This is a genomic window from Streptomyces sp. NPDC002577, assembly GCF_053594815.1.
Genome location: NZ_JBSFWK010000003.1, coordinates 64,328 through 84,556, shown reverse-complemented (window position 1 = coordinate 84,556; position 20,229 = coordinate 64,328). Strand labels below are relative to the sequence as shown.

General features: G+C 71.1%; 17 protein-coding genes. 11 read left to right on the top strand and 6 right to left on the bottom strand.

All coding sequences use genetic code 11. From position 1 onward, the window contains the following. The first annotated feature begins 30 nt into the window (after window positions 1-30). Entirely contained in the window at window positions 31-1,761 is a 1,731-nt protein-coding gene (locus ACWD4J_RS06035; protein WP_451394094.1) for a serine/threonine-protein kinase, read from the top strand. Here ACWD4J_RS06035 and ACWD4J_RS06030 read toward each other — a convergent pair. Next, window positions 1,745-2,554: an SGNH/GDSL hydrolase family protein gene (locus ACWD4J_RS06030; protein ID WP_451394093.1), complete on the bottom strand. Its 810-nt coding sequence runs from the start codon at window positions 2,552-2,554 to the stop codon at window positions 1,745-1,747. The two genes, ACWD4J_RS06035 and ACWD4J_RS06030, sit on opposite strands and share 17 nt — an antisense overlap. 302 nt (window positions 2,555-2,856) lie before the next feature. Here ACWD4J_RS06030 and ACWD4J_RS06025 point away from each other — a divergent pair, with 302 nt between their 5' ends. The 6 genes from ACWD4J_RS06025 to ACWD4J_RS06000 all read left to right on the top strand — a co-directional run bounded on the left by ACWD4J_RS06025 (window position 2,857) and on the right by ACWD4J_RS06000 (window position 12,081). Further along, entirely contained in the window at window positions 2,857-4,068 is a 1,212-nt protein-coding gene (locus tag ACWD4J_RS06025) for a S8 family peptidase (protein ID WP_451394092.1), read from the top strand. Between the two features lie 268 nt (window positions 4,069-4,336). Beyond that, a complete protein-coding gene (locus ACWD4J_RS06020; RefSeq protein ID WP_451394091.1) occupies window positions 4,337-4,690 on the top strand; it encodes a hypothetical protein in 354 nt (117 codons plus the stop codon). A 502-nt stretch (window positions 4,691-5,192) separates the two neighbouring features. Next, a complete protein-coding gene (locus ACWD4J_RS06015; protein ID WP_451394090.1) occupies window positions 5,193-6,107 on the top strand; it encodes a glycosyltransferase family 2 protein in 915 nt (304 codons plus the stop codon). Further along, complete coding sequence (locus ACWD4J_RS06010) at window positions 6,104-7,171, top strand: glycosyltransferase (protein ID WP_451394089.1); 1,068 nt, start codon at window positions 6,104-6,106, stop codon at window positions 7,169-7,171. The genes ACWD4J_RS06015 and ACWD4J_RS06010 overlap by 4 nt, the downstream gene beginning before the upstream one ends. 151 nt (window positions 7,172-7,322) lie before the next feature. Next, on the top strand, window positions 7,323-8,120 hold the full coding sequence (locus tag ACWD4J_RS06005) for a polysaccharide deacetylase family protein (RefSeq protein ID WP_451394088.1): 798 nt from the start codon (window positions 7,323-7,325) through the stop codon (window positions 8,118-8,120). Beyond that, window positions 8,113-12,081, top strand: coding sequence for a lipopolysaccharide biosynthesis protein (locus ACWD4J_RS06000; protein ID WP_451394087.1), 3,969 nt, complete (start codon window positions 8,113-8,115; stop codon window positions 12,079-12,081). The genes ACWD4J_RS06005 and ACWD4J_RS06000 overlap by 8 nt, the downstream gene beginning before the upstream one ends. A 93-nt stretch (window positions 12,082-12,174) precedes the next feature. Here ACWD4J_RS06000 and ACWD4J_RS05995 read toward each other — a convergent pair whose 3' ends face one another. Next, window positions 12,175-13,599: a GH39 family glycosyl hydrolase gene (locus ACWD4J_RS05995; RefSeq protein WP_451394086.1), complete on the bottom strand. Its 1,425-nt coding sequence runs from the start codon at window positions 13,597-13,599 to the stop codon at window positions 12,175-12,177. Window positions 13,600-13,777: 178 nt separating this feature from the next. On the opposite strand from ACWD4J_RS05995, the gene ACWD4J_RS05990 reads away from it, so the two are divergent. Beyond that, the gene (locus ACWD4J_RS05990; RefSeq protein WP_451394085.1) at window positions 13,778-14,887 is read left to right on the top strand and encodes a DUF5925 domain-containing protein; all 1,110 of its coding nucleotides are present in this window, start codon (window positions 13,778-13,780) and stop codon (window positions 14,885-14,887) included. A gap of 121 nt (window positions 14,888-15,008) precedes the next feature. Here the strand turns inward: ACWD4J_RS05990 and ACWD4J_RS05985 are convergent, their stop codons facing one another. Continuing rightward, a complete protein-coding gene (locus ACWD4J_RS05985) occupies window positions 15,009-15,389 on the bottom strand; it encodes a GntR family transcriptional regulator (RefSeq protein ID WP_451394084.1) in 381 nt (126 codons plus the stop codon). A 70-nt stretch (window positions 15,390-15,459) separates the two neighbouring features. Between ACWD4J_RS05985 and ACWD4J_RS05980 the strand changes: the two genes are divergently transcribed. Beyond that, window positions 15,460-16,380, top strand: coding sequence for a GNAT family N-acetyltransferase (locus tag ACWD4J_RS05980; RefSeq protein ID WP_451394083.1), 921 nt, complete (start codon window positions 15,460-15,462; stop codon window positions 16,378-16,380). Further along, window positions 16,361-16,876, top strand: coding sequence for a DUF402 domain-containing protein (locus tag ACWD4J_RS05975; protein WP_451394082.1), 516 nt, complete (start codon window positions 16,361-16,363; stop codon window positions 16,874-16,876). The genes ACWD4J_RS05980 and ACWD4J_RS05975 overlap by 20 nt, the downstream gene beginning before the upstream one ends. Here the strand turns inward: ACWD4J_RS05975 and ACWD4J_RS05970 are convergent. Then, a complete protein-coding gene (locus tag ACWD4J_RS05970; protein WP_451394081.1) occupies window positions 16,863-17,993 on the bottom strand; it encodes a methyltransferase domain-containing protein in 1,131 nt (376 codons plus the stop codon). The two genes, ACWD4J_RS05975 and ACWD4J_RS05970, sit on opposite strands and share 14 nt — an antisense overlap. Window positions 17,994-18,110: 117 nt before the next feature. Between ACWD4J_RS05970 and ACWD4J_RS05965 the strand changes: the two genes are divergently transcribed. Then, window positions 18,111-18,251, top strand: a complete 141-nt coding sequence (locus tag ACWD4J_RS05965) for a hypothetical protein (RefSeq protein ID WP_451394080.1) — start codon at window positions 18,111-18,113, stop codon at window positions 18,249-18,251. A 37-nt stretch (window positions 18,252-18,288) separates the two neighbouring features. Here the strand turns inward: ACWD4J_RS05965 and ACWD4J_RS05960 are convergent, their stop codons facing one another. Beyond that, on the bottom strand, window positions 18,289-19,209 hold the full coding sequence (locus ACWD4J_RS05960; RefSeq protein ID WP_451394079.1) for an RNA polymerase sigma factor: 921 nt from the start codon (window positions 19,207-19,209) through the stop codon (window positions 18,289-18,291). 49 nt (window positions 19,210-19,258) lie between these two features. Continuing rightward, window positions 19,259-20,128, bottom strand: a complete 870-nt coding sequence (locus ACWD4J_RS05955; protein WP_451394078.1) for a haloalkane dehalogenase — start codon at window positions 20,126-20,128, stop codon at window positions 19,259-19,261. Window positions 20,129-20,229 lie beyond the last annotated feature (101 nt).

The window sequence follows — 20,229 nt, the reverse complement described above, 5'->3', positions numbered from 1 at the left end:
AGAATCGCACCGCGCGAATGGGGGGCACCCGTGAGTGCAGAGCCGGGCATCGACGGGGTGGGCGGGCCGCGGCTGATCGCGGGCCGCTACCGCCTTCTCGCAACGCTGGGCGAGGGCGGCATGGGCACGGTGTGGCGGGCCCGTGACGAGGTCCTGGGCCGCGAGGTCGCGGTCAAGGAGGTGCGCGCCCCCGCGGGGCTCCCGGCGAGCGACGTGGAGCGGCTGTACGCCCGGCTCGAGCGCGAGGCCTGGGCTGCTGCCCGTATCCCGCACCGCAACGTCGTGACGGTCTACGACGTGGCGACCGAAGAGGGCCGCCCCTGGATCGTGATGGAACTCGTCCGCGGGCTCTCTTTCTCCGACGTACTGGAGGCGGAGGGCCCCATGTCCCCGCGGCGCGCCGCACAGGTGGGCGCCGAGGTGCTGGCCGCCCTGCGCGCCGCCCACGAGGCGGGAGTGCTGCACCGCGACGTGAAGCCCGGCAACGTACTGATCGCGAACGACGGGCGCGTCGTGCTGACCGACTTCGGCATCGCGACGGTGGAGGGCAGCTCGGCGCTCACGATGACCGGGGAGGTCATCGGGTCGCCCGAGTTCCTGGCCCCGGAGCGGGCGCTCGGGCGGCGGCCCGGGCCGGAGTCCGACCTGTGGTCGCTCGGCGTGCTGCTGTACGCGGCGGTGGAGGGCGTTTCGCCGTTCCGGCAGGACACCCCGCTGAGCACGCTGCGGGCGGTCGTGGACGAGGAGTTGCCGCCGCCGCGCCGCGCGGGGCCGCTGGCGCCCGTCATCGAGGGGCTGCTGCGCAAGGATCCGGCGGAGCGCACCTCCGCGGGCGACGCCGAGCGCGATCTGCGGACCGTGGGCGCGGGCGGCACCCCGCGCGCGGGGGCGACGCCGTCGTCCTCGCTGTCTTCCCTGCCGACGGCCACGGTGCTCCGGCAGCCCGGTCCGGCGCCCACTCCACCGCGCCCCGTCCCGGCTCCCACCGGGTCGTCCTCGTACGCCGCATCACCCGCGGGCCCCGCGGCGACGACCGCGACGGTGCCGGCGCACCCGCGGCGCACCGTCGCGGTGCTGGTCGCGGGCATGGTCACCCTCGCCCTGGCGCTCGCAGGGCTCACCTACGCACTGCTCGACCAGGGCGGCTTTGGGGGCGACTCGGGGAACGGCAGCACCACGGCCGGAGGCAGCACAGGAGGAAACGACGGCGGCACCGGGGGCAATGGCGGTGACAGCAGCACGGACAGCGGCGGCCCCACGGGGGGCAGCGACTCCGCCAGCCCGAGCAGCGGCTACCCGAACGGAGGCTCCACCGACGGCGGATCCACGACCGGCGGCCACGGTGGTACGACGACCCCGCCGACCCAGTCCGTGAAGGTCACCGTCGCAGCCGTCCGCGACAGCTACACCGGCACCTGCCCGCCGCCGGAGGCCGAGGCGCCCGCGTTCACGGCCACGTTCACGGTGGGTCAGGTCCCGGCGGAGGTCGGCTACCGCTGGGTCACCAAGAGCGGCGATTCGTCCGACCCGGGCTGGAAGACACTGTCGTTCCCCTCCGGCGGCGGAAGGACCAAGCAGGTCAACCACGTCGAGCTGACGTACGAATCGGACGGGACGTACCACAACGAGATCAGCGTGGAGGTCCGCAGTCCGGTGGAGACGCAGTCCAACTCCGTGGCGTTCTCGGTGACCTGCCAGACGGAGGCCCCGACGGACGGGGCCTCCTACACACCCGACGCCGCGATCAGGCCACGGCGCTGAACACGGGCAGGTAACCGCTGGACTGCCCGGTGGCCGTCGGGTGGTACGACTCGCCGATATTGACCCAGTTGACGCTGTGCAGCCACGAACTGCCCGAGCAGATCTCGTGGCCGGCGAACGTCGTGTTGGCGTCGCCGAAGGTGAATCCGTGATCGGCGGCCCGCTCGGCGATCACGCCGTTCAGATGGTCGGCGGCGTTGTTTATGGCGGACCGCTCGGTCTCGGAGAGGCCCGTCACGCAGGAGCCGCCCAGTTTGTAGAAGCGCGGATAGCCGAGCACCACGACGTGGGCGGCCGGGGCCCTGCCGCGGATGGCCGTGTAGACGTTGTCGAGGTTGCCGGGCAGCGTCGAGTCCATGTACGCCTCCGCTTGCGCGATGGCCGCGAGGCACGCGCTCTCGGACTGGAGCACACAGGTCGTCATGACGTCTGAGAACCCGGCGTCGTTGCCGCCGACGCTGATGCTGACGAGGCCGGTACCGGAGCCGAGCGGGCCGAGCTGGTTCGCCACGACATCACTCGTACGAGCTCCGGAGCAGGCGGTGAAGGAGAACGTGGAGGGTGAATGGGCGGCTGCCCAGAGGACGGGGTACGCGCGCGTGCTGCGTTTGCAGGAGCCGCTGGAGCTGTCGTAGCTGCCGGCTCCGACACCGGAGGAGTAGGAGTCGCCGAGGGCCACATAGCCGGTGGCCGCCGCCAGTTGGGACGCGTTCGCCGTCGCGGCCCCGGTGAGGGTGCAGACGACGGCGAGGAATAACGAGGCAACATATGCCGCGGATCGGGAACGTCTCATGAAACCTCCCTTAGCAGGATCTCTGCCTCAACCGTCATAGCACGCCCCATAATTGCTGGGTAGTGCTCATGACAAGAACTTTCGGCGCAGATCCCCGCGCAGCTGACGCTTTTTCAGTTTCACTCTCATGTCAGGGATATGACATTCGCTCAAGACCCTTGATCTACGCCCGTAGAGACGCCACGCTTGCTGATCGCCCGAGAACGGAAAGCCAAGTTCCCGGGCGCGTGTGCGATCCCGCACACCACCCCCACAGTTGCGCGTCGCCGGGCGCGCACCGCCTAGAGGAGGACTCCCTCGTTATGGCACAGCAGCGCAGCAAGAAGAGGATCCGGATCGCCGCCGCGATCTCCGTCGCCACCGCCGCCACCCTGGTCGGCGCAGTGACCGCTCTCCCCGCCCAGGCCGCCCCGGCCGAGGGCACCGTGCTCGCCGCCGGATCACCGGACGCGATCTCGGGCAGCTACATCGTCACGCTGAAGAAGAGCGCAGGCGTCAAGGCCGCCTCGGCCACGGGCAAGGGCCTGATATCGGAGTACGGCGGCACGGTGAAGAAGACCTTCCGCACCGCGCTCAACGGCTATGCGGCCAGCCTCTCGGAGACCGAGGCGAAGAGACTCGCCGCCGACCCGGCGGTGGCCTCGGTCGAGCAGAACCAGCGTGTGCACATCGACGCCACGCAGAGCAGCGCCCCCTGGGGCCTGGACCGCATCGACCAGGCGGCCCTCCCGCTGTCCGGCACGTACACCTACCCGGACACGGCGGGCGCGGGCGTCACGGCGTACGTCATCGACACCGGCGTACGGATCACGCACTCGCAGATCAGCGGCCGGGCCTCGTACGGATACGACGCCGTCGACGGCGACACCACCGCCTCCGACGGCAACGGCCACGGCACTCATGTGGCCACCACCATCGCGGGCTCCACGTACGGCGTGGCCAAGGCCGCGAAGATCGTGGCCGTCCGGGTGCTCGACGACTCCGGCTCCGGCACCACCGCGGGCGTCATCGCGGGCATCGACTGGGTGACCGCGAACCACAGCGGCCCCTCGGTCGCCAACATGTCGCTGGGCGGCGGCGCCAGCACGGCGCTGGACACGGCGGTGTCGAACTCCATCGCGAGCGGTGTGACCTATGCGGTGGCGGCCGGCAACAACGGCGCCAACGCCTCCTCCTACTCGCCCGCCCGTGTCGCCGCCGCCATCACCGTGGGCGCCACCAGCAGCACGGACGCCAAGGCCAGCTGGTCCAACTACGGCTCCCGGCTCGACCTCTTCGCTCCCGGCGTCTCCATCACGGCCGGCTGGAACACCAGCGACACGGCGACCAACACGATCTCGGGCACCTCGATGGCCACCCCGCACGTCGCGGGCGCAGCGGCCGTCTACCTGGCGGGACACCCCTCCGCCACGCCCGCGACGGTCGCCTCGGCCCTCGTGAACGGCGCCACCAGCGGTGTGGTCACCAGCGCGGGCAGCGGCTCGCCGAACAAGCTGCTCAGGATCGTCGAGTAACCCCAACTGAGGTCAGCTGTAGGTGAGTTACTCGTGTTCCCCGGAGACGCGCCATGGCCTCCGGGGAACATCTGCTCACAGTTACCGCGTCTTGACGCACCCGGGGGGACTGCGCGACATTGAAGCCCGGCATCCGGCGCTTCGGGGGGCAAAGTCGCCAATGCAGACCATCGGTAACAAGGCATCACCATCAGGCTCCACGGGGGTCCCCCCTGCTCGAGCAGAGTCGAGAGCATGGGGAAGGTCGCGGCAGCGCCGGGGGAGAGATGTGCTGCCGTTGCTCGCGGGCGCGGCGGTCGCCGTCGGAGGGGTCGGCGCGGCTCTCGCACTCATCGACGTGGACGCGCCACTGCGCGGCCCGTTCACGCTCTTCTTCCTTCTCGCGGCGCCCGCAGGCGCCATCGGGGCCGCTCTGCGCGGCCTGGAACCGGCGGGCCGCGTCCTCGCGTCGTCAGCAGGGGCCATCGCGGTCAACATGCTCGTGGCCCAGGCGATGCTCGCCCTGCACAGCTGGTCGGTCCGCGGCGGGATCGTGGCCGTCGCGGCGCTCAGCTCCCTGATCTTCCTGCTGGTGCTGGTACGGCTGCTGCGTGGCCGCCCGACGAGAAGGCCGGCTTCCTGACGTGCGCATCGGCGCATGCCATCTCAAACGGATCGGGAAATTCCACTCAAGAAACCGATCAAGAAGCCGATCAGGAAGCCGAGCAGTAACGGGAATTCGGAATTCCGGAATCCAGATGAATTTGCGAAAACTGGGGATGAAAACAACGAAAGCGTGAGACCTGGTTCCAGGTCTTGCCATACGGTGTCAATCGTCAATACCGTCATACATCCACCCGCATCGGCCCATCTACCAAGCGGCTCCAGGGGAGGGCTCAGGACCGCAGATGGTTCCCGGCGCGGGGCGCGGTAGGGGGGTGCCGTGTTCGGTGACCAGTGACCACCGGTCTGCCGGGACGCGGGCCGCGCGACCGACCTTGCCCGTCGGCCAGCTTCATCAGCTCACTCGGCCTGCACGAAGATCGATTTCGGCATGGCCGTAAGTGAGAACCCCCCTTTCGAACCGGGCACAGAGCCGGACCGCCCAGGGGCGGGCGGTCCACCGGACGAGAGGGAACAGACTCATGAGTGCTTTTCTGCGCCCGGTGATACCGGGCGAAGATCCTCTGACCAAGCCGTCCACGAACGGCAGTACTGCCGAAACGGCGACGGCGAGAATTCCGAGGCAGTACCGCCCGGTGTCCTCGCATCTCGCGATCGCACCGCCGGTGAGTGTGGTGATCCCCGCCATGAACGAGGCGGAGAATCTCCCGCACGTCTTCAAGACCCTTCCCGAATGGATCCACGAAGTCGTCCTGGTCGACGGCAATTCCACGGACGACACGGTCGAGGTCGCCCGTGAACTGTGGCCGGACGTCAAGGTCGTCAAGCAGCTCGGCAAGGGCAAGGGCGACGCCCTGATCAGCGGATTCGAGGCGTGCACCGGCGACATCATCGTGATGGTCGACGCGGACGGCTCGGCCGACGGCCAGGAGATCGTGAGCTACGTCTCCGCGCTGGTGTCCGGCGCCGACTTCGCCAAGGGCTCGCGGTTCGCCAACGGCGGCGGCACGGACGACATGACGCCGATCCGCAAGCTCGGCAACCGTGTGCTGTGCGCCGTGGTCAACGCCAAGTTCGGCGCCCGCTACACCGACCTGTGCTACGGCTACAACGCGTTCTGGCGGCACTGCCTCGACGAGATCGACCTCGACTGCACCGGCTTCGAGGTCGAGACCCTGATGAACATCCGGGTGGTCAAGGCCGGGCTCAAGGTGCAGGAGATCCCCAGCCACGAGTATCTGCGGATCCACGGCGCGAGCAATCTGCGTGCCGTACGGGACGGACTGCGCGTGCTCAAGGTGATCCTCAAGGAGCGTTCCAACCGGCGTGCGCTGCAGCGCCGTGCGCACGCGCTGCGGCTCAAGGCCAGGGTCGGCACCGCGGGCGGTACGGGGATCGACTCGGGGTTCAACTCCGTCCGGGGTGAGGCGTCTTGAGCGCACCTGACCTTCAGCAGGGCGGGGGCCGGGAGCACGGTGGCGCGGAGAGCCGCGCCGCCGTCCTCCCCACCGTCTCCGTCGTCATCTGCGTCTACACCGAGGACCGCTGGGAGGACATCCTCGCGGCGGTCGCCTCGGTACGGGCGCAGTCGCTGCCGGCGCTGGAGACGCTGCTGGTGGTGGACCACAACCAGCCGCTGCTCGAACGCCTGACGAAGGAGTACAAGGAGACCGACGGGGTCCGTGTTCTGGCGAACGCGGGCCCCCGCGGGCTGTCCGCCGGCCGCAACACCGGCATCGCGGCCTCCAGCGGCGAGATCATCGCGTTCCTCGACGACGACGCCGTCGCGGAGCGCGACTGGCTGCGCCACTTCGCGGCCGGATACGAGGACCCGCGCGTCATGGCGGTCGGCGGCCGCACCATGCCCGTCTGGGCGTCCGGCCGCCGGCCCGCGTGGTTCCCCGAGGAGTTCGACTGGGTCGTCGGCTGCACGTACAGGGGGCTGCCGCCGGGCCGGGTCCCGGTGCGCAACGTGCTGGGCGGGAACGCCTCGTTCCGGCGGACGGCGTTCGACGCGGCGGGCGGCTTCGCCACCGGCATCGGCCGCGACGGCGACAAGCGGCCGCTGGGCTGTGAGGAGACCGAGCTGTGCATCCGGCTCAGCCGCGCCAGGCCTGACGCGATCCTGCTGATCGACGACCGGGCGGTGATCCACCACCGAGTTCCGGCGGGCCGCGAGCAGTTCCGCTACTTCCGGACCCGTACGTACGCCGAGGGCCTGTCCAAGGCCCTGGTGGCCCGGAGTGTCGGCGCCGGCAAGGGACTCGAGTCGGAGCGCCGCTACAGCACGCGCGTCCTGCCCGCGGGGGTCGCCCGCGGTCTGCGCGACGCGCTGCTGGCCCGACCGGGTGGAGCGGGCCGCGCGGGCGCCATCGTGGCCGGAGTGGCGGCCGCGGCCGGTGGGTACGTACTCGGGAGCGTCCGTGCGCGCAGGGGTGGCGCCACATTCTCCGTGGCGGAGATCGGGGGGAGCACGGACGGCGAGGGGGCGGAGCTATGAGCAGGGGATCCGTGCCGGGCTGTGCGTACCAGGGGAGCGCATGGCAGGAGCGCGGGAGCGCATTGGGGGCGCATCGCGCCGTAGGGGGTGCGACTGCGTACGCCCTGAACACACGCGGCGCAGAACGGCACAGGCACGGGGGTGGTCCTGCATGAACACCCCCGTGCCCATCCTCATGTACCACTCCGTCGCGCACGCGCCCAACGACGCCACCCGGGCGCTGTCCGTGGCGCCCCAGGCGTTCGCCGAGCACATGGCGCTGATCGGGGACAGCGGGTTCACGCCGGTCACCACGGCGGAGCTGGCGGACGCCTGGCGGTCCGGGAAGGCGCTGCCGGAGCGCCCCGTGCTGATCACCTTCGACGACGGCTACGAAGGCGTGCACCGGCATGCGCTGCCCGTTCTCGCCGAACACGGCTTCGCGGCCACCGTGTTCGTCTCGACGGGCTGGCTGCGCGGGGCGCACGACACCGGAGGCGCTCTGGACACCATGCTCGACTGGGACCAGGTGCGCGAACTCGCCGAGAGCGGCGTGGAGATCGGCGGCCACAGCCACACGCATCCGCAGCTGGACCAGATCCCGGACGACGCGCTCCGGTCCGAGCTGCTGCGCTGCAAGGAGATCGTGGCCGAGGAGCTCGGCACCCGGCCCTCCTCGTTCGCGTATCCGTACGGCTATTCGAGCCGCCGTGTGCGCCGGGCGGTGCGCGAGGCCGGGTTCGCGCAGTCCCTCGCGGTCGGCAACACCCTGGCGCGGCGCCGCCAGGGTCCGTACGCACTGCAGCGCGTGACAGTGCGCCGCAGCACCGGAATCGACGAGTTCGCGCGGCTGGTCGAAGGCCGCGCCATCGCCCGCACGTTCGCCAGGGACCACGTCCTCACCAAGGGGTACGCCGTGGTCCGAAGAGCCCGACAGGCCAGCCGGAAGGCAGCACGTACCCGTGTCTGACACGACGACCACAGCCCAGGTCGACACCTCCGCGACTCCCCCGGCCGAGGCGCAGCCCACGGCCGGCCGCAGGCTGCGCCTGCCCGGACGGGGCAAGGGCTCCGGCGGCAACCCGCTGTTCCGCAACGCCTATGCGCTGATGCTCAACACCGGGATCAGCGCGGTCCTCGGCCTCGGCTTCTGGCTGGCCGCCGCGCGCTACTACTCGGAGGACGCGGTCGGCCAGGGCTCCGCGGCGATCGCCGCGATGAAGCTGCTGGCCGGGCTCACCGCGGTGACGCTCACGGGCGCTCTGGCCCGCTTCATCCCGGTGGCGGGCCACACCACGGGGCGCCTCATCTTCCGGACGTACGCGGGCAGTTCGGCGGTCGTGGCGGTCGCGGCCGTCGTCTTCCTGCTGACCCTCGACATGTGGGGGCCCTCGTACCGGTTCCTGCACGGCACCGTCAACGGCCTCGGGTTCATCGCGGCCGTCGTCGCCTGGTCGCTGCTGACGCTGCAGGACGGGGTGCTGACCGGGCTGCGCAGCGCGCTCTGGGTGCCCGTCGGGAACACGGTGTTCTCCGCCGTGAAGCTGGGGCTGCTGGTCGCGTTCGCCGTGGCCATCCCCACCACAGGCGTCTTCGTGTCGTGGGTGGCCGCGATCGCGGCGTCCGTGGTGCCGCTCGGCTGGCTGGTGTTCCGCCGTCTCGTGCCACGCCATGTGAAGGCGACCGAGGACCACGCCCGGCCGCCGTCGCTGCGCGAGCTGGGCCGGTTCCTGGCGGGCGACTACACGGGCTCACTGTTCTCGCTCGCCGTGGTCTATCTGGTCCCGGTGATCATCGCGTCGCAGGTCAGCTCGGCCGAGAACGCGTACTTCTACATCACCACCACGATCGGCGGCACCGTCAATCTGCTCGCCATCAACATGGGTGCGTCCCTGACCGTCGAGGGCTCCCACGACCCGGCGCAGCTCGCCGCGAACACTCGTGCGGCACTGCGCCGCATGGCGCGGATCATGCTGCCGGTGACCGGCGTGCTCTTCGTCGCCGCGCCGTTCGTGCTGCGGGTGTTCGGCCAGGGATACGCGGACGCGGCGACCCCGCTGCTGCGCTGGTTCGCCGTCGGTGCGGTGCTGCGGGTCGTCATGGAGACGTACTTCGCGGTGCTGCGCGCCCAGAGCCGTACGTCCGGACTCGCCTATCTGCAGGGCCTGCTGTGCGTCCTGGTGCTGGGGCTGACGCTGCTGCTGCTCCCGCGGATGGGCCTGACCGGTGCGGGTGTCGCGGAGATCTCCAGCCTTGCGGTGATCGTGGCGATCGCCGCGCCCAAGCTGTACCGGATCGTCAGGACCGCACCGGCCGGACCGCCCGCCGGCGCGTCCGGGGCCCCGGACGGCGACCTGGCGGATCTCGGCACGCCCGACGCGGCTGAGCTGCCGCACGACGAGAAGACGAGTCACGGGCCGGCCTGGGCGCTGCGCGACTCCCTCGAATCGGACACCCTGGCGCTCGGCGTCCAGCTCAACCTGGACCACCAGGAGCGCAGACCGGACGTGCGGCCGGGGCCGACGTGGGCTTCGGGACCGCCGCTGGCACTGCCCGGGCCGCGGACCGAGGCACATGCGAAGGCCGCTGCCGCGGGCGATCCGGGCGGCGGTCAGGACAGGGTCCCCACACCGGAGAGCACCGACTCCGCGGACGAGGGCCCTCAGGCGGAGAGTTCGGGGGGCTCTATGACGGCGAGTTCGGAGAGCTCGCGTACGGAGACGTCGCGCACCGCTGAGGCCTCGCAGGCGCCGCCGTCCCTGAAGGCCTCAGGGAATGGTCCCGCACAGGACGGGCCCCGGGCAGACGACCCGCGCAAGGAGGAGCCGGCTGAGCAGCCGGCCGCGCCAGATGCCTCGGGGGCTCCCACCCGAGGGGCCTCCGTGCAGGAGGCCGCCCCGCGAACAGCACGGCACGCGCGCGTGACGCCCGGTGTCGTCATCCTGGCCATGCTGCTGGTCAGCGCGCTCGGACTGTACTGGGTGCCCGCGGCGGCCCTGGACGACCGCGCTCTCGACCGCATGGGCGGGCTCGGGCTGATCTCCGTCCTGCCCCACACCACGCTCCTCGGCGCAGGGCTGCTGGTCGTCGTCTTCGCCTCGCTGCTGTGGGCCAACCGGCAGCACCGGGTGCTGCTGCTGGTCACGCTGCTCGCCACCGTGGTGTCGCTGCACGCGCTGCCCGCGGTCATCGAGACCGAGCCGCGCTTCGCGACGGCCTGGCAGCACCTCGGCTTCATGGACTACATCGACAGGACGGGCTCCGCCGTGCCCGACCTGGACGCACGCTGGAGCTGGCCCGGCTTCTTCGCTGCCGCCACCTTCATCGCCAAGGCGTGCGGCGTCACGGACATGACCGAGGTCATCCGCTGGTGGCCGCTCACCATGCAGCTGCTCTACCTCGCGCCGATCTTCCTGCTCATGCGGTCGATGCGGGCGGGCTGGCGCGCCAAGTGGGCCGGCGCCTGGATCTTCGTGCTGAGCGGCTGGGTCGGCCAGGACTACTTCTCCCCGCAGGGCTTCACCTACCTGCTCTACCTCGTCTTCGTCGCCGTACTGCTGGTGTGGTTCCGCGCCCCGCGCGTGCTGTGGACGAGGCGGCGTCCGGGCGAGCTGGAGGTCGAGCCGACCAACCGCCGCCAGCGTGCCGTGCTGCTGCTCATCCTGATCGGCCTGTTCGCGGCGACCGTCCCCGCCCACCAGCTCACGCCCTTCGTGATGCTGGGCGTCCTCGCGGTGCTGGTGCTGGTGGGCCGCAGCGAGCTGCGCGGGCTGCCGATGCTCTTCGCGGTGCTCGTCGCCGTATGGGTGGGCTTCTTCGCCGAACCGTACTGGTCGGGCCACTTCGACGAGCTGTTCGGCGGGGTCGGCGGCGTCGGCAGCAATGTGTCCTCGTCCGTGTCCGGCCGCATCCGGGGCGGCAGCTCCACCCACCAGTTGGTGCTGTACGCGCGCGTGGCGCTCGCCGGCGGTGTGATGGCGTTCGCGTGCTGGGGCTGGTGGCGCCGCCGCGACGCCAAGTACCGCGAGCGGTCGCTGCTCGTGCTCACCTTCGTGCCGTTCCTCGGCTTCGGCATGCAGTCGTACGGCGGCGAGATGGCTCTGCGCGTCTTCATGTTCGCCCTGCCCGGCGCGGCGCTGCTCGCCGGTCTCGCACTGTTCCCGCGTGCGGGTGTCACCGCGGAGGAACGGGACCGCGACCGCGTCAGCCTGGCTCCGCTGGCCTTCCTCATGGCGGGCCTGGTGCTGATGGGCGGCTTCCTCGTCGCCCGCTGGGGCAACGAGCCCTTCGAGCGCATCAGGACGGGCGAGGTCGCGGCCATGGAGTATGTGTACGCCCACGACGACCCGACGGTCCGCCTGCTGTGGCTGAGCAACGACACTGCGGAGAACGTCACGCCCGCCATGCCGTGGGGCGCCCGCGACATGGAGAAGGTGCAGTACGTCCCGACGCTCGCACCGTCCGATCCGGTGCTGGTGTCCGGCCTGGTGAAGTCGCTCAAGGACGCCGGCCCGAACTCGTATCTGATGGTCAACGAGAGCCAGGTCGTCTATCTCCAGATGGACGTGGGCTATTCAAACACCTGGGAGACGCGACTCATCCGGAATCTGGACCAGCGGCCGGAGCTCAAGAAGGTCTTCGCCAACGACGACGCGACCGTCTACACGTTGAGCAGGCAGCCGGACGGCAAGCCGGCGAAGGCCGATCCGGGCCCGATCGGTCCGCAGGTGACATGGACGCCCTGGTCGGTGGTGGGCGCGCTGGCGGCGCTGGCGCTGATACTGCTGCTGGCGACGCGCGAGGTGGTACGGGTCGCGGTGGCGCCGAGCGTGCGGCAGCTGCGCTGGCTGCAGAGCAGTTTCTGGTTCTCGCTGCCGCTGCTGGCGGTGCTGGTGGCCTCGCTGGTGCAGCGGTTCATGACGATGGCGTAGGACGCCTGGGGCAGCCGGGTGGGGGTACGCGAAGGGGTCCAGGAAGCGCGAGGCTTCCTGGACCCCTTGCCGTAATGGCCGATGCACTGTGGCTCAGCGCCCCAGCCACTTCACCTCGTAGGCCGCCATGTCGAACCGCTTGCCGTCGACCTTTGCGCTGATCTGCCGGTCCAGGGTGTTCACCACGAGGACCGCCTTGTCGTCGGCCAGCACCCGCACATTGGGCACGTCGTCGGCGGCGATGGACACCTTCTCGTACGTCGTGCCGGGCGGGAACTCCTTGGCGAACCGGGAGAGCAGGCCGAACATCGGCAGTGCGGTGCCGCCGTCGGACAGTTGGGTGTTGCGCCAGAGGCAGCCCGGGCAGGCGGCGCCGTTCTTCTTCTGCGGGTTCCAGTAGAAGGCGGAGGTGGCGCCGCCGCGGGCCATCGCGATCAGGCCCGCGGCGTGGACGGCGATCCGGTGCGGCTCGGACCAGCCGTCGCGTTCGTCATCGTCGTCGCCCGGCTCGACGTAGTACTCGGCCCACCACAGGGGCAGGTCGCCGGTCTGCTGCCGCACCCAGCGGCTGACGGCGGTCAGCTTGTCGGTGGCCTTGAACTCGTCCGGAAGCAGCTCGTCGTCGGCCGTGTAGCTGGAGCCGTCGACGACGACGAAGTCGGCGCCCGCCTTGTGCTTGTTCCAGTAGTCGAAGGCGTCGAGGATGCGCTGGTCCGCGGCGCCCCAGTCGCCCTTGAGCGCGGTCGACGCGTACTCCTTCTGGCGGGGGTCGACGCTGTCCATCACCAGGTAGGGGCCGCCGACCAGGATGTCCTTGTCGACCTTCTTGAGCGCCTTGTAGACGAGGTTGTAGAGCTCGGTGTACCCCTCGTAGTCCCAGCGCCGCTCCGAGTTGTTCCAGAAGCCCTTGAACTCGTTCCAGACGATGAAGTGCCGTACGTCCGGATAGCGCCTGGCGACGGTCGCGGCGAGATTCGCGAAGTCCTTGTAGTGGGCGCGGTCGGGTGCCGTCTCGAGGGCCTGCTGGCTCCAGTCCGTGTTGCCGGCGCCGGACTTGCCGCCCTTCATCCAGTCGGGGGCGCAGCAGAGCGTGACGACGGGGGTGCCGCCGGTGGCGCGGATGAAGTCGAGCCGCCGGTCCATCTCGTCGAAGTCGTAACGCCCCTTGGACGGCTCGGGACTGCCCGCGCCCCAGCCCATGATGTGCTGGATCTGCGGCATCGGCTGCTGGGAGAGCAGCTTCTCGGCTCGCTGGACGGCGGGTGCCTCGCCCTCGTCGGCGCTGTACTGGGTGTGGGTGAAGCCCCAGCCCACCTCCGGCTCCGCTTTCCCGGACGGGACTGCGGGGGTGCCGTGCACCTTGTCGCCGTCGGCGGTGGTTCCGGTGGTGCTGCCGCGGCCCTCTCCGGGCAGTGTGCTGATCAGAGTCAGCACCAGGGCCAGAGCGGCCGCACCGACGCCGAGCAGTGCGGTGAGTCGCCACCGCCGCGCCCCCGAATTCCACCCATGACGTCCCATCAGGGGCAAGAGTAATGGCGTGTGCCGGGCGGTGGCATCGATTCCGCTGCCACAGCTCGGTAACGGGGTGCACGGGACTCGCTACGGACCAGATGTGCACGCGCGCGGCGAGACGGGGTGCGCGGCTCGCTGCGGAAACCGGATGCATGGGGCGCCTGGGTGGCGGATCATGTTCGGCATGTCTGCGAACCCACACGACGCTCTGCCGATCCGGCTCAACGTCGACGACAGCGACTCCCCGTCGGACGTCGTCGACGCGCTGTTCCTCGGCCGCTTCGCGACGGGCGAGCAGCCTTTCTCGCACAGCGTGAACATCGACCGGGTGCGGTCGGGTGCCACGCTGCTGCCCGGCGGCGCCACGGTGCTGCGCGGCGCCCGCGACGACGACCGCAGCGCGACGCTCGCCGAGGGCGACGGCTGGACGCTGCTGATCTCGCGGTGGAACCGCGGCGCGGACGTCACCGTGACGGCGACCAGCGCGGACCTGGCGGAGAAGATCCTCAAGCAGGCCACGGACGGCGCGCACGACGAGCCGGAACCCCAGCCGGACAACGTCACGATGGGCTTCTGGTACGTGTCGCCGCGGCGCGGCCCGCACCGTACGACCCGGCAGATCACGGCCGGTACGTGGGAGGAGGTGCGGCCCAACTACACCGCGCCGGTCGCCGACGCCATGGACCGGCTGATGAAGACCACGCCGGAGGACATCGCGGGCCGGCTGCTCCTGCTGCACGGCCCGCCGGGCACCGGCAAGACGTCGGCGCTGCGCACGCTGGCGCGCTCGTGGCGCGACTGGTGCCAGGTGGACTGCGTCCTGGACCCCGAGCGTCTGTTCTCGGACGTCGGCTACCTGATGGACATCGCCATCGGTGAGGACGACGGCACGGCGAAGGGCCGCTGGCGGCTGCTCCTCCTCGAGGACTGCGACGAACTGATCCGCGGCGAGGCCAAGCACACGGCGGGGCAGGCGCTGTCGCGCCTGCTCAACCTCACGGACGGGCTGCTCGGCCAGGGCCGCAACGTCCTGGTCGGCGTCACCACCAACGAGGACCTGGAGCGGCTCCACCCGGCGGTCGTCCGCCCCGGCCGCTGCCTGGCCCGCATCGAGGTCGGCCCCCTGACCCGCCCCGAGGCGGTCAACTGGCTCGGCCCGGACGCCCCGGACCTGGAATCCGGCATCGGCCGCGACGGCGCGACGCTCGCGGAGCTCTACGCACTGCGGCGCGGCACGACACCGGCGTCGGTTCCGGATCAGCGTGCCGGCGCGGATGCCGGGCTTTACCTGTAGCGCCGGGGCGCCGAATTTCAGCCCGTCTGGGGGCACCTCCCGGACGAAGTCTGGGGGGAGTTCGAGGACGAGGCGGCGAAGCCGCCGATACGGGGGTCCAGGGGCGGAGCCCCCTGGAGGGTCACCCCGAGTCCCCGTAAGCCGCGCGCAGCGCATCCCGTGCCGCCTCGAGTGCCGCGGCCTCCGTGAGGCCGAGGCGCTGGACACGCTCGGCGTACGCCTGCGCCGCGGCGGCGGCGCCCTTCGACGCGGCGTCCCCCGCGGCGGCGACGAACGTGCCGTGGCGGCCGCGGGTCTCGATCACCCCGTCCGACTCCAGCGCGCGGTACGCCTTGGCCACCGTGTTGGCGGCGAGCCCCAGGTCCTCCGCGAGCCCTCGTACCGTCGGCAGCTTGTAGCCCACCGGCAGCGCCCCCGAGCGGGCCTGCTCCGAGATCTGTGCGCGCAGTTGCTCGTAGGGCGCGGTCGCGGCGCCCGGGTCGATGTCGATCTTCAAGGTCACGTGCCGATTGTCCCGCACGGCACGGTAATTCGGAGGCGAGCACGACGTCGTACGCGTACCGTGCGGCCCCATGACCGTGAGTGTCCGCGCCTTCCGCCCCGAAGACGCCGAAGGCTTTGCACGTGTGCGGCGCGCCGCCCTGCCGTTCATGCTGTCCTCGGCCGAGTCCGTCGCCTTCGACGTGGCGCATGCCCATCCCGACGCCCACTACCGGCCGCTGGTCGCCGAGGAGGACGGCGAGATCATCGGCACGGCGCAGCTGGGCGTCGCCTACGACAGCCCGGAGCCCGGGCAGGGTTACGCCAATGTGTACGTGCATCCGGAGCGGCTCCGCCGCGGCGCGGGTTCGCGGATCGTGCGCGGGGCGGAGGAGTTCCTGGCCGGGCACGGCGTCACGACGCTCTACAGCTGGGTCCTGGACGCGCCCGGCAACCGCGCCTTCGCCGAGAAGCACGGCTACCGCGCGAGCCGGTCGGCCCACTTCCTCCGCCTGGATCTCGCAGGGGGCACCCTGCCACCGCTCCAGCGGCCCCCGGCGGGTGTCGAACTCCGCACCGCCGCGGACTTCGCGGACGACCCGCACCCCCTGTTCGAGCTGGACGCGGAGACGGTAGAGGACGAGCCCAGCGACATCGACACGGAGTTCACGGACTACGAGCACTGGCTGACCGAGACCTGGGGCCATCCGCTGCTGGACCGCGAACTGACCACGGTGGCCGTGGTGGACGGCCGCCCCGCGGCGTTCAGCCTGGCCCGTACGGACGGCACCTCCAGGTACGCGACCGGCATGACGGGAACGGCCCGCTCCTACCGCGGCCGGGGCCTGGCCAAGCTCGCCAAGAACGACTCCCTGCACCGTGCCCGCGCCGCCGGCTGCACGGAGGCCTTCACCGGCAACGACACCGGGAACGGCCCCATGCTGGCCATCAACAAGTGGTTCGGCTACGAGGTCTGCGCAACGGAGGTCCGGTATGTCCGCGAACTGGGCTGACGTCTCGGACGGCATCGACAGCGTCGATGTGGTACTGGTCAAGTCCGGCCGCACGAAGATCCGTTACCCGGCCCGGCTCATCCACGACGACGGCACCCGCGTCACCGTCCGGGCCCCTTGGGCGGGCGCGGGCGTCCGCGACTTCGGCTTCGTGCGCTTCGAGCCGGGTGACATCTTCAGCGAGCACTACTGGCGCGACCGCTGGTACTCCGTGAAGGAGGTCCGGGCCGCGGACGGCACCCTGAAGGGCTGGTACTGCGACGTGGCCCGGCCCGCCGTCCTGTCGGGCCGCGAGCTGGTCGTGGAGGACCTGGACCTCGACCTGTGGGTGTCCGGCGACCGCGCGACGGTGCTGCGGCTGGACGAGGACGAGTTCGCCGCGAGCGGCCTGGCCGAGTCGGACCCGGCCGCCGCGGCCGCCGCCCGCCGGGCCCTGGACGAACTCGAGCGTCTGGCACGCGGGGAGGGTCTCGAGGGCCTGCTCAGGTCTCCCTGAGAACCTTCACGCGGCTCGCCCCTCCCGGCTCGTACGCAACGGCGTCACCGTCCTCGTGCCAGTGCAGAACGAAGCGCTGACCGGCGCGATACGCCTCGAGGCCCGCACGGCAGTACGCCACCATGTCGTCGGGGAGCGCGGACAGCGGGTGCCAGCCGATTCCGGAGCACTTGTCCGGCTCCCTGTTCACCGGCTCGCCGCCCGCTCCGTACTGCGCCTCGAAGAACCAGCCGATACGCGGCTGCCCGCCCGGCCCACGGTGCTGCATGACGAGCGCGACGCGCAGGTCGTCCGGCGCGAGGTCGAGGCCGATCTCCTCGCGGGCCTCGCGGATCATGGCGGCGCGGACGTCCTCGCCGTCCTCGACGTGGCCGGACGGTCCGTTCAGCAGGCCGTCCGCGTACCCCGTGCCTGCGCGGCGGGCGAGCAGCACCTCGTCGCCGCGGCGGAGGATCAGATGGACGTCGACGACCTCGGTGTGGCGGGCCCACGGCCGGGGAGCCGGGAACGTGGCCACCACCGCATACCGCTCGTCGTGCACCGCCCGGCCCCACAGGCGGGCGTCCCCCGACAGCCGCTCGGTGTGGAGGCGGGCGGTGAGCGGGGCGAGCAGCTCCACGAGGCGGCGGGCGGGGATGCCGACCGGGGACGTCTCGCCCCAGACGCCCTCGACCAGGACGAGCCGGCCTCCTGGCCTGAGCAGCCCGCGCCAGTGGCGCAGGACCGCCTCGGGGTCGGGCAGCGTCCACAGCACATGGCGCACCAGCACCACGTCGAACCTGCGGTCGCCCACCGGGGGCGCCGCCGCATCGCCGACCAGGATCTCCGCGTCGTGTCCCGCGAGCTTGGCCCGGGCGCGCTCGGCCATGCGAGGCGACAGGTCGACGCCCGTGACCTGGTGCCCCTGTTCGGCGGCGAGCAGCGAGAGGCTGCCTGTGCCGCACCCGAGGTCCAGGATGTGAGATCTCGCCGAGGGGAGCCACTCTTTCATCCGCGCCGCCCAGGCGTCCCGCACGGCGGGGTCCCGCAGGCCGTGATCCGGATAGTCGTCGAAGGTGGCGGCCTCGGCGTCCCAGTCGACGCCGTCCGATTCGATGCTCCCCTGGTGAACAGTCATGCCGCCCAGCGTGACACCCGCCACTGACAACCGGCCTCCGATGCGTCACTCTCCCTCAACCAGGTCTGCCTCACCTCCGCACCCCTGCGGAAACCGGCGGACCACAAGGAGGCAGCCATGCGCCGCGTGACCGTGCAGAAGCCCCTGGGAAAGACCACCATCGACCGCCGCCGCGCGCGGGAAGAGGCCGACGACCGGCCCCGCGAGCGCCCCGAGGTCCGCAAGGACATCCAGCAGACCTGGTGGCCCGAGGACTGACCGGAAGCCGGCCGCCCCTCACCCCAGCAGCGGGAACTCACCCCAGCAGCGGGAACCGCCCGGACTGCAGCAGTGCCAGTACGGCATCGGTTCTGGCCTGCGGAGCGGCGTAGTCGGGGTGTGCGCGCAGCACGGCGGCGGCGTCGTGCAGGCGGTGCATCTGCGCGGCGGCCGCGGTCACACCGCGGCCGCCCGGGGTGACGGGATGGGTGGCCAGCGCCGGCCGCCGCGGGTCGACGCGGCCGCTCGCGACCGCCGTTTCCACCCGCCGGGCGCAGCGGCAGAACGCCTTCGGGTCGACGATCCCGCACGTCGACCCCATGAACGCGCGGATCCGCTGCCGGGCGCGCTCGAGGCGCTTGCGGTACGCGGCCGGGGTGACGTCGAGGATCCACGCGGCGTCGGGCGACGGCAGCTCGAAGACCTCACCGAGCACGAAGGCGACCCGCTCCCCGCGCTCCAGGCACTGCAGCATCGCCTGCGAGCAGCTGAGCCGTACTTCGTGGACCAGCAGTTCGGCCTCGGGACCCGCGTAGTCGGCCGCCGCGAGCCCGTCGGCCAGGTTCTCGCGGAACTCCTCCAGGCTGAGCTGCTTCGCCTCCTGCGGGGTGCTGCGGCGCAGATTGAGCAGGTAGTTGACGCCGACCCGGTACGCCCATGTGAGGAGCCTCGCCTCGGCGCGCCAGGTGGCGAGCCGGGTGATGACCCGGATCAGGATCTCCTGGGTCGCGTCCTCCGCGTCCGCCGGCCGCCACACCATCCGCAGGGCCAGCCGGTAGAGCGGGTCCTGGAGGAGGTGGACCACCTCCTCCAGGGCCGCCTTGTCGCCGTCGACCGCACGCGCCACCAGCTTCTGTTCGCTGTCCAAGGCCGCTTCACGTTCGCTGTCCAGAGCCGCTTCGCGTTCGCTGCCGGCGGCCTCGGCGTCTTCACCGCCCACGGCTTCTTCGCTGCTCACAGCTTTCCCTTCGCTGCTCATGGCGCCTTCGTCCCTCACCGCTGCATCGTCACTGCGTCGTCAACTCGTGTCGCCGCAGCCAGCGGGCGACTGCGGATCCGATGGCGTCCGGCTGGTCCTCCGGGGCGTGGTGCCCGCCCGGTCCGACCGACTCGATCTCCACGCTCGCGAAGGTGTCCTTGACCCACGCGGCCATCTCGGGTGACCCCATTCCCACGCCGGACTCGACGGTCATCACGAGCTTCGGCACCTCGGGAGTGTCCGCCATCCAGCGGCCGTAGGCGAGCATGCGCTCGTGCACGTCGGCCGGTTCACCGTCGAAGGGGATCTCGCGCGGCCACGCCAGGAGCGGCTTGCGCGAGGCCGGGTCGGGATACGGCGCGCGGTAGACGTCGTGGTCCTCGGCCGCGAGCCCGCTGGTCACCCCGAAGGGAAGGTTGAACTCGATGAACATGTTGTTCTCGAGGATCTTCACCTCCCCCTCCGGGGAGCGGAACGACCGGAACAACTCGGCGCCCTGCGGCGGCATCTCCTCCCAGCGCAGCGGCCGCAGAAACGTCTCGATCACCGCCACACCCCGCACCCGCCCCGGATGCCGGGCGGCCCAGTCCATGCCCAGCGCCCCGCCCCAGTCATGACCGACGATCACGACCTCCTCCAGACCGAGCGCGTCGAACCAGGCGTCCAGATAACGGACATGGTCGACGAAACGGTAGCCGATGTCGGGCTTCCCGGACTCGCCCATCCCGATCAGATCCGGCGCCAGGCAGCGCGCCTGGCCGGCCACGTGCGGGATGACGTTCCGCCACAGGTACGACGACGTGGGGTTCCCGTGCAGAAACACCACGGGCACGTCCCCCGCGCCGGCCTCGAGGTAGGCCATGAACGAATCGCCGACCTCGGCACTCTTCTTGATCACTGTGCCCTCCCATGTGAACCGCGTCTGCTTTCACTTGGTTGGACACAGCCGCCCCGGCCCCTGTGACATCCGGCCGAAAGATTTTTCTCCGAAACCCTGGC

Excerpts from the sequence above, each read along its gene's own strand:
- ACWD4J_RS05975 (WP_451394082.1), top strand. The coding sequence starts at position 16,361 with ATGTCCGCGAACTGGGCTGACGTCTCGGACGGCATCGACAGCGTCGAT.
- ACWD4J_RS06025 (WP_451394092.1), top strand. The coding sequence starts at position 2,857 with ATGGCACAGCAGCGCAGCAAGAAGAGGATCCGGATCGCCGCCGCGATC.
- ACWD4J_RS05970 (WP_451394081.1), bottom strand. The coding sequence starts at position 17,993 with ATGACTGTTCACCAGGGGAGCATCGAATCGGACGGCGTCGACTGGGAC.
- ACWD4J_RS06005 (WP_451394088.1), top strand. The coding sequence starts at position 7,323 with ATGAACACCCCCGTGCCCATCCTCATGTACCACTCCGTCGCGCACGCG.
- ACWD4J_RS05980 (WP_451394083.1), top strand. The coding sequence starts at position 15,460 with ATGACCGTGAGTGTCCGCGCCTTCCGCCCCGAAGACGCCGAAGGCTTT.
- ACWD4J_RS06015 (WP_451394090.1), top strand. The coding sequence starts at position 5,193 with ATGAGTGCTTTTCTGCGCCCGGTGATACCGGGCGAAGATCCTCTGACC.
- ACWD4J_RS05990 (WP_451394085.1), top strand. The coding sequence starts at position 13,778 with ATGTCTGCGAACCCACACGACGCTCTGCCGATCCGGCTCAACGTCGAC.
- ACWD4J_RS05995 (WP_451394086.1), bottom strand. The coding sequence starts at position 13,599 with ATGGGACGTCATGGGTGGAATTCGGGGGCGCGGCGGTGGCGACTCACC.
- ACWD4J_RS05965 (WP_451394080.1), top strand. The coding sequence starts at position 18,111 with ATGCGCCGCGTGACCGTGCAGAAGCCCCTGGGAAAGACCACCATCGAC.
- ACWD4J_RS06030 (WP_451394093.1), bottom strand. The coding sequence starts at position 2,554 with ATGAGACGTTCCCGATCCGCGGCATATGTTGCCTCGTTATTCCTCGCC.